The organism is Levilactobacillus paucivorans, from assembly GCF_001437125.1.
Taxonomy (GTDB): domain Bacteria; phylum Bacillota; class Bacilli; order Lactobacillales; family Lactobacillaceae; genus Levilactobacillus; species Levilactobacillus paucivorans.
In genome coordinates, this window is sequence record NZ_JQCA01000065.1 from 1 (window position 1) to 9,617 (window position 9,617).

The 9,617-nt window shown below is 51.5% G+C and carries 6 protein-coding genes; 1 reads left to right on the forward strand and 5 read right to left on the reverse strand.

Going from position 1 to position 9,617, the window contains the following annotated elements; translation table 11 throughout:
• Positions 1-130: 130 nt before the first annotated feature.
• Positions 131-2,380, forward strand: coding sequence for a glycoside hydrolase family 3 C-terminal domain-containing protein (locus IV54_RS06305; protein WP_057878547.1), 2,250 nt, complete (start codon positions 131-133; stop codon positions 2,378-2,380).
• A gap of 176 nt (positions 2,381-2,556) precedes the next feature.
• Here IV54_RS06305 and IV54_RS06310 read toward each other — a convergent pair whose 3' ends face one another.
• The 5 genes from IV54_RS06310 to IV54_RS06330 all read right to left on the reverse strand — a co-directional run bounded on the left by IV54_RS06310 (position 2,557) and on the right by IV54_RS06330 (position 9,423).
• Positions 2,557-3,003: a GNAT family N-acetyltransferase gene (locus tag IV54_RS06310; RefSeq protein ID WP_057878548.1), complete on the reverse strand. Its 447-nt coding sequence runs from the start codon at positions 3,001-3,003 to the stop codon at positions 2,557-2,559.
• Positions 3,004-3,020: 17 nt separating this feature from the next.
• Positions 3,021-4,004, reverse strand: coding sequence for a choloylglycine hydrolase family protein (locus tag IV54_RS06315; protein ID WP_057878549.1), 984 nt, complete (start codon positions 4,002-4,004; stop codon positions 3,021-3,023).
• A 558-nt stretch (positions 4,005-4,562) separates the two neighbouring features.
• Complete coding sequence (locus tag IV54_RS06320) at positions 4,563-7,712, reverse strand: AAA family ATPase (protein ID WP_057878550.1); 3,150 nt, start codon at positions 7,710-7,712, stop codon at positions 4,563-4,565.
• A 3-nt stretch (positions 7,713-7,715) separates the two neighbouring features.
• Positions 7,716-8,846, reverse strand: a complete 1,131-nt coding sequence (locus IV54_RS06325) for an exonuclease SbcCD subunit D (RefSeq protein WP_057878551.1) — start codon at positions 8,844-8,846, stop codon at positions 7,716-7,718.
• Between the two features lie 16 nt (positions 8,847-8,862).
• Entirely contained in the window at positions 8,863-9,423 is a 561-nt protein-coding gene (locus tag IV54_RS06330; RefSeq protein WP_083488537.1) for a DNA-3-methyladenine glycosylase I, read from the reverse strand.
• Between the last annotated feature and the right edge of the window lie 194 nt (positions 9,424-9,617).

Genomic DNA, 9,617 nt, shown 5'->3' on the forward strand with positions numbered 1-9,617 from the left:
TCAAAATGAATATTCCTAGAATTTTATTGACCATCTAGGAAAACCTTACACTAACGGTTTCCTTACTAACATCACTTCCGGGAAAACGGTATACTAGGACTAGTTGAAAAAGTAGAAAGGATTTGAACGTATGGACATCGAACGCACGCTTGCTGAACTCACGTTACCCGAGAAGGCCGCACTGGTCTCTGGTAAGAATTTCTGGTACACCGCCGCTATTGATCGGCTGGGGCTTCCCGCCCTCATGTTAACGGATGGTCCCTCTGGACTCCGTAAGCAAAATCCAGGGGCAGATGCTGGTGACATCACGGATTCCGTGACCGCCATTACGTACCCTTCAGCAGCCCTCACGGCTAGTTCTTGGGATCAATCCCTCATGCAACGCCTCGGTGAACGCCTCGGACAAGAGGCCCGTGCCGAACAGGTCAGTCTCCTCTTGGGACCTGGCGTCAACCTAAAACGTTCGCCCCTCGGCGGCCGTAATTTTGAATATCTCTCCGAGGACCCTTTGGTCGCTGGTAAACTCGCCAGTGCCTACGTCCGCGGCGTTCAATCCCAACACGTGGGAGTCGCCGTCAAACATTTCGCCGCCAACAACCGCGAAAACCAACGGTTCACGGCTTCCAGTGACATGTCCCAACGAACACTCCGTGAACTTTACCTACGAACCTTTGAAATTATCGTGAAGGAAGCTCGTCCCGCCAGCATCATGACCTCTTATAACAAAGTTAATGGCGTCTTGAACTCCGAAAATCACCACCTATTACGTGACATTTTAAGAGACGAATGGGGATTCCACGGTGCCGTCATGTCTGACTGGGGCGCCGTCGCTAACCACGCACGGGCCTTACGAGCCAGCCTCGACCTCGAAATGCCTGGTAAGGGGCAAGCCTCGATCGATGAAATTATCCGGGCCATCGAAACCGGTGAACTGGACGAAGGAACGCTGAATAAAGCCGTTCGCCACATCCTCCACCTCATCGATGACTGGGCCCCACAGACCACCGCTGGTGACTACGACCATCAGGCACACCACGCCTTCGCCCGTGAAATTGCAGACGACAGTATTGTTCTGCTACGCAATCATGATGAAGAATTACCGCTAAATACTAAGACATCCGGCAAGGTCGTCGTCATTGGCGAACTCGCCGAGAAACCGCGTTACCAAGGGGCCGGCAGCTCTCACGTCAATCCATCTCATTTGGTCACGCCATTGGAAGCTCTTAAGAATACGGGGCTAGACGCAACCTACTATCCTGGTTATCGATTAGACCAGAGTGAAACCGACGACCATTTAGTTCAGGAAGCCCTGAGCGCCGCTAAGGAAGCCGATCACGTGATCATCTTCGCCGGCTATCCTGCCAGTGACGAATCCGAAGGTTTTGACAAGAATTCCTTGATGTTACCAGAAAACCAAACTGACTTAATCGGCAGTCTGGGTCGTGTTAACGCCCACACCACGGTTGTCCTGCAAAATGGATCGGCCGTTGAAATGCCATGGATTCACTCGGTCACCGCTGTGGTTGAAACCTACCTGGCCGGCGAGGCCGTGGGCGAAGCCACCTGGGACGTCTTGACTGGTCAGGTTAACCCATCCGGTCACCTGACTGAAACCTTCCCAATTCGTTTGACCGATACGCCAATGGCACCAACCTTTGGCCAGGATCCGCAACATGAATACTATACGGAAGGCATCTTCATGGGCTACCGCTACTACGATACCCACGAAATGCATGTCCTCTATCCATTCGGCTACGGACTTAGCTACACGTCATTTGAACTCACCGATCTCGCGGTTGACCAGGATGAACACGGGGCAACGGTAACGTTCAACGTCACCAATACCGGTGATATTGCCGGGAAGGCCGTGCCACAACTCTATGTGGCCAACCACTCTTCCCACGTGCCCATGCCAACCAAGGAACTGCGAGCCTTTACCAAGGTTGCCGTAGAACCTGGTGAGACTAAGACCGTCACCCTCAAGCTCAGTCGCAAGGACTTCAGTTGGTGGTGTGACGGCAAACACCGTTGGCAAGCGGACTCTGGTGATTACGAAATCATGGTTGGACAATCCTCCCGTGACATTCGGCTCCAGACCAAGTTGACCATGGACTTCAAGAACTCTCCAGCCCCCATCACCATGGAAACCTACCTGACCACGATCGTTCGCGATCACAAGCTGTTGGACCAATTTAAAGCCACGGTCCTCAAGCCACTGGGCGCCAACAATCCCCTCGGATTCAGCGATCAACAGGATGATCAACCCGAGCTGACCCAAAACCTCATGTTCCTCAACATGCCATTGCGGGCCCTAGTGGCTACCGGTGTGCCGGAAACATTTGTGGCTGACTTTATCAGTCTCGCCAACCAACGCAACTAACTTTAAAAGACGGTTAGTCAATGAGCATTAACGTCGCTAGTCGAATAATCCCGGTCTTGGATTGTTTGTCTAGCGGGGTTAAGCGGAGTTGACTGCCTTTCGTCACACGTTTCGACTATAGACGTTCGGAGCGCAAAAAGTTCCTGAGACTTTTGTCTCAGGAACTTTTTTAGTAATTATTTAAGTGGCAGGATCATGTCGAGATGAGGAATGCCGATGTCTAAGTAGACATCACTGATCGGTTGAAACCCGAAAGATTCGTAGAACTTTTGCAAGTAAGCTTGCGCCTGAATAATGATACAACCAGCATTGGGATACGTGGCCTTGCAAGCGGCGATGGCCTGGGCCACGAGTTCGCGTCCACTCCCCTTGCCACGGGCGTCGGGGGCAACCACAACGCGGCCGATTCGAACCTGACTCTGCTCGTCCATCAGCCGAGCATACGACTGAATCTTACCGTCCGGTGCCTGCGTGAACAGGTGCTGGGCAGTCAGGTCCAGGTCGTCCACTTCTTGATAGGCACAGGTTTGCTCCACGACGAAGACCGCGGTCCGTAACCGATAAATCTCAAAGAGCTCGGCCGTCGTTAATTCTTGAAAAGACTTTTGTTGAAAATCACTCATCTACCCACCAGCTTTGATTAGTTTAATTGGTTAATGTGAACTTGGTGATCCAGTGGATACTCAACCGGGGTGTCCCACTCATTTAACATTTTATCCGTCATCTTGACCCCTTGCAACTCCTGGTTGTCATAGGGTTCCATGTAGTAGGCCCGGTCATCTAAGGCCATGTAGCCGCGGTACTGCGTGTAGTCACTGGCGCCGTCATCCTTGAGCTTAACGCCCTTAGGAATCGTCACGCTGTCCATTAAATGTTGTAATAAATTCAACGTCGTTGGCGTGTCTGCCGCTGGTTCACTGTAATGCTTGTTGAAGACAGTCCGAACGAACCGCGATGGTGAGGTGTAATCCCCAGGCATCCCCAGTGCACCGGTACCGGGACCCTGCGTTGCCAACTCGAAACCCTCATAGTTATGAAGCGGTCGTTGACTCGCAACGAGCGTGCCATAAGTGCTGAGGTTCTGCAAGTGCCAGCTCAGCTGTGGCGAGTTCGCCATCACGCCGACCGGATCATCGATGAGGTGGAGATCGTCGCTCGTGGCTTCCAACACCGTTGTCTCTCCGGTTGGGTCGCTAAAGATGAAATGTAATGGTGTGGTCAGGCCTAGCAAGGAGACGGGGACGTCCACGAGTTGAACATTTTGAATCAATTCGCGGAGATCGGCCACACTCTTAGCGTTTCCTAAGACCCAGGCAACCAAGTCATGTGGGGCGATGCCGAGTTTGTCAGCGGCGGCTTCCTTAACGTACTTCGCATATTCTGAGAAGTAGAGCGCAGCGGCACCCAGGCCAAATTCATTGACCCCATCAACAAAGATGTAGTGTTTCAGATTACGCCCAGCTCCGACGAAGCCATACTTCGTGGTGAAGGCACCAGCATCCCCCTGGATTTTCTGGTTACGAGGCATAAAGATTGGTTGGCCACCTAATTCAAAGGCAAAATCCATGGTCCGTGACAAGAAATGATCACCTTGACTATTTTCATAGGTCAAACTAGTACACATCAAAATCATCCCGTTTCTAATATAATTATCCATTATTCTAAACCTAAACAAGACGCTATGCACGCATAATCGTTGATTATATAACTATTCTTTAAAAACACTCGCCAACCGCGTCATCACGCCGTTTAACGATTTAAGCTGCTAACGATTATTTGGAGTGATCATGTCTGCCAAAAATTAGGTCACCGTTAGAAGTTCACCGGCAAAACCAGCGGTAATCGGTGAATCTCGTTGTGCGCGAATGTCTATTTGGAGAGCCATCGGTTATGCTTAGCCGTGAAAAGTGTTCCGGTTTGACCCCAACTACCCCCAAGGGGATTGTCCGGCTGGCTGCTTCGCTACCAGTGAAAGCAACCCGGGTACGGCTTTCAATGCTGCTCAACTAACTTACCTGGCGAGATCAGCCTATCCACCACAAGCGAGGGCTTTGTTCCCGTCTAGCGACCCGAGTTCCCCCTCCTTTTCTGGTAACAGCCCCGGTAGTTTGCGAAACACTTTTCATTAAAAAGAGTCACGGACAACATCCGCGACTCTTTTTGGCGTCTGGCGGCCAAACGCTTAATCCTCGATTTGATAGGTAATCTGGCTCTCACCATTCCCGTTGCTAACCACTTGTAACTGGTTAGGCACCTGTTCTCGCAACTCACTCACGTGACTGATAATCCCAATCATCCGGTTCTGCCCCTCAACACTCTCAAGCGAGTTCAGAGCGGTCATGAGGGCATCCTCATCCAGTGACCCAAAGCCTTCATCAATGAATAAGGCTTCGACATCTACACTCCCGGTAGTGCGCTGAATAACCTCACCCAGGGCTAAGGCTAAGGCCAGTGCGGCGATAAAACTCTCCCCACCGGATAAGGTGTGAACGCTTCGTTGTTCGCCCACGTGGTCATCATAGACGTTGATTTCCAGTCCAGACTTTTTCTTGTAAGTGGCCGGACTCTCGTCGACTAAGAACTGGTAACGACCGTTGGTTAATTGTTGAAGCCGTTGATTGCCGACCTGCAAGATCTGCCGTAGATAGGTTTGTAGGACGTAGCGTTCCAGTCCCAACTTGCTATTCGGACCATCCCCATTGGTCACACCGACCAATTCATTGAGGGCCTGCGTCTTTTGAACCGCAGCGGCCTGTTGCGCAACCAATTTCTTGAGCTGTTTGACGTAGCGATCGTTGGTCTGCCAGCGATCGGTCAATTGATGTTGCTGGTCCAGCAGTGCCGTTACCCGCTGCTGAGCATCGTGCAAGTCATTTCGGGTTTGCTCCCGATTAGGCTGTGGCCGATCGGCAACTCGCTTCTTCAGATCAGTAATGCTTGTCTTAACCTGTGCTTGTTGCTGCTGGAAATCAGCGAGTTGTTGCCGTAATCGTGGCAAGGTCGCCACTTGTGGTAACAACTCGGCAATCGCATCTTCTGCCAATGCGGTCAGCTCGGAACCTTGCGCAGCAATTGCGGCCGCTAAATCGGCTTGGGCTGTCGTGAGGCGTTGTTGACTCGCCGTGTGTTCCTTAGCTGCCCCATCGCGTTCAGTAGTGGCCACGGTCACCGCATCTGTCGCCGTTTTAACGGCTTGAACACAGTCATCCCACCGCTTTTGATCGGCATCTAACTGCTGTTTTAACTGCCGATCCTGCGCCTTAAATTCTGTCAAGGTTGGGGCATCTTCGGGCAAAGCCTCACGCTGTGTGGTCACTTGAACTTCCAAATGATCAGCGGCAGTCACCTTAACCTGACGCGCCTTCTGAGCATCCTTGATCATCTGCTCTAACTGTTCGGCATCGCGTTGTAGACGCGTCACCTGTGTTTGAGCCTTCTTGACTTCTGCCAGTGCCCGTTCATTCTTGGCAACAGCCGCCCGATAGGTGGCAACCAGATCGGTCACGCGCTGTTGACAGTCAGCAAAAGTGTTCAGTTCATCATCGGTTGTCGATACGGCCGCAATTAATTTGGTCACATCTGTCTCACGACTCTTCTGCTGATCGGCTAATGTGGCCACTAGCGTCTTGAGCTTGGTGTCTAATCGCGTCACCTGTATGTGACAGTCTTCCGCATGTTGCCGAGCAACCTTCACTTCTGCTTCGGTCACCGCTGAATCAGTGACGACCACTGGATGGGGATGATCCACAGACCCACAGACCGGACATGGTCGCCCTGGTTTGAGCTGAGCCGCTAACTGCACAATCTGATGTTCCAAGAGCTCTTGATTCAACTCTTCGAATCGCGCCTGGCTTTCCGCATACTCGTGTTGCGCCTGGTCTAAACTTGACTTGGCCGTGGCAACTTTTTTCTCGGTCGTCGCGATCTCTTGGTCGGCGTCCTGAATACCGCGAACTTGACGTTGCCAGTCGTTCAGCTCGGCCTCGCGCTTGCTGAGCCGCTGCTGTTCCTGATAGTGCTCAGCCTGAGTTCCCGTGATGGCCAGCTGTTGTTTGAGTTGTACTTGCGTCTGCTGACCATTTTTCGTCAGTTCAGCCTCGGTAGTCTCGGCCTGTTTACTGGCTGTCTGCGCCGCTTTCAATTGTTTCGTCAAGTCGGCAACTTTTTCGTAAATTGGCATCAGCTTGGCACGGGCCGTCATATTGGCCTTGGTTTCAGTCAAGCGCGTTTCAATCTTAGTTGCCGCTTTCTGATTTGCTTGTGCTTGTTGCAGCTTTGTCTGTTTCGCTGTCAGGTCAAGAACGGATTTCTCCGCTGCAGCCTTCCGCTGGGCAAGGTCGCGCTGGGCACTGGCTCTGGTGGTCCATTGCGGTTGAATAGCCTGAACGCGTTCCAGTTGTTGGCTGGCAATGCGTCGCGCCCTAATTTCTGGTTCTTGTGCCTTCAATTGTTGCTGTCGCTGTATCTGTTTCTCAAGTTCCTTTTGGTCCTTCAGCAACTGCTCTTCACGCGTATCCTGTTGGGTCAAGGCTGTAACTTGTTTGTTAGCAGTTGCAACCTGATCTTTAGCAGCGGTTTCAGCGGCTTGAGTGGCTGTCTGCTGGTTCGCCATCAGCGTCAGTACCGTGTCTGTCTGTGCCTGAGCAATGGCCGTCTCCGCCGCTTCTCGATTCTCCGGCGTCCAAATCAGACTAGATTGAACCTGTTCTCGGTCCCGATCGGTTTCCTTATTCTTATCCTGCTCGGTTCGCAATTGGGCCTTCAGTTGATCGGCCCATAAGCCAAAGATTTCCGTGCTAAACAGCTGTTCCAACACAGCTGCCTTTTCATCACTGGGCGCGACCAAGAACTGGCGGAACTTGCCTTGTGGAAGCAAGACAATCTGAGCGAACTGCTTGCCATCCATCTGAAGCAGATCCTGTAAGAATGGTCGAACCTGATTGGCCTTCGTCAGCTGTTTGGTCTCTGTCCCATTCTCAAAAACGGTCAGTTCCACACTGGCTGGGGCATTGGTAACCCCCGCCCCCCGCTTTTTCTTCAGTGTTTGCGCGGGTTCTCGGATAATCCGGTAGTCACGATTACGATGACTAAAAGTGAACGTGACCCGTGTGTGATCCTCGGTCGTGGCAAAGTCAGACCGCATTGCCGTCGGCTCCCGATCAACCCCGGATGACTGGTCAAAGAGGGCATAGCACATCCCATCAAAAATAGTGGTCTTCCCACTCCCCGTCTTCCCACTAATCAGGAAGAGTGGATTATCGAATTTTTGGAAATCAATTTCTTCGTCGCGATAGGGCCCGAAATATTGTAAATGTAAAGTTAACGGACGCATGACTTACCCCTCCTCTTTCTGAGCACGTTGATAGGCTTGTTTGGCCCACGTCTCCTGTTGATCCGTCAATGGATGCTGGGTGACCGTTTCGAAAAAGTCTCCCAATAAAGTTAAGGGGTCCTGCTGCACCTGATCGATGTCGAGAGTTTTCGGGGCCACGTCAATTTGATTGATTCGGTGCAACTCAATTACTTTAGGGAAACGTGTCTTGAGCCGTTGCATCACATTCGCAATTGGCGCCGTGTCGGTCAGCTCAATCGTCACAAAGTCATCTGGCGTCACCGGAAAGGCCTTGTCGGGATCCATTAATTCTGCGAAGGATGCCCGTAACACTACGAGATCATGCAGTGGCTTCAATGGCTTAAACGTGACCGTCACAGGATCGGTCGCCGTATCCACAATCCAGACGCCCTTGGTATCCAGCGATTCACTCGTCGAAAACTTCAATGGCGACCCACTGTACTTCATCGTGGGTTCATTCTGTAGGGCCTCCTTGCGGTGCAAATGCCCTAAGGCAACATAATCAAAGTCACGCAAAAGGTCTACCGGGACGGCGTTTAATCCCCCAACTTGGACCTGCGTTTCCGAATCGGTATGGGTACTGCCGGCCGCAAAGAAGTGCGCAACCAACACATGTTTCATCTGCGGATCAAAAGCGGCGACCATCTTGGCCACAACCTTTTGCATGGCTTGTTCCACCGTCTTCAGGCTATCATCTTCGAAATATTGGCGAGCCGCGAACGGTTCAAAATAGGGCAATAAGAAGAATTGGGTACCGTCCATGACGACCGGTGTAAACGCATCTTCCAGACGTGTATTGAGATAGAATGCGGTACTCTTAAACCAGTCACTCCCCTGGCCCAGTCGGACGCCGGAATCATGATTACCACTGATCGCCAGTAAGGGGAAATGTTCCTGACGATTCAGATCCACCAACATGTCATCAAGCGCGGTCACCGCATCTTCGCTGGGCAATGCCCGATCGTATAGATCCCCGGCGATGACGATGGCATCCACCTTCTCTGCCTCGGCAATAGCCTTGATTTGACGGTAGGCATCTCGCTGTTCCGTCAAGAGGTCATAACCATGAAGCTTCTTACCAATATGCCAATCTGCTGTATGTAAAAAGCGCATTTATCTTAGTCCTTTCCTATTGCTTCTCTGGCGCCCAGTCACAACTCAATTCGTGGTCATTGATCAGTCCGGCTGCCTCTAAAAAGGAATAGACGGTCGTTGGGCCGACAAACTTGAATCCCTTCTTCTTCAGCTCGCGGGCCACTAATTTTGACAAGTCCGTGGTGGCTGGCAGGTCAGCCACCGTACGGATGGTGTGCCGAATAGGCTGGCCGTCGACGAACGCCCACAGCCAACTGGCAAAATCTGCCGGGTCATCCCAAGTTAAGATGGCCTGGGCATTGGCCGCAGTGGCCTCTAACTTGCGACGGTTACGAATAATGGCCGCATTGGTCAAGAGCCGTTCAATATCAGCAGGGGTCATGGCCGCCACCTTAGCCAGATCATAGTCATAGAAAGCCGTCTTGAAGGCCGCCCGTTTATTCAACACGGTTTGCCAACTTAATCCGGCTTGATAGGTTTCCAGACTCAGCAACTCAAATAATTTTTGGGGATTATGTTCCGGTCGCCCCCACTCCTCATCATGATAATCCTGCATTGAAGGTGAATCAGACACCCAGGTACACCGCTTAACCACCGAAAAGACCCCTTTCTATCGTTAAGTTTACTATACCAGATTTACAAATAAAGTTCCCGAACATTCGTTCGTATAGCGTAAATAATTCACCCCACTAACCCCGGTATCATAGGGTTAATATCGAAATTATTTGGGGCCTGTTAGTGTAAGGTTTTCCTAGATGGTCAATAAAATTCTAGGAATATTCATTTTGA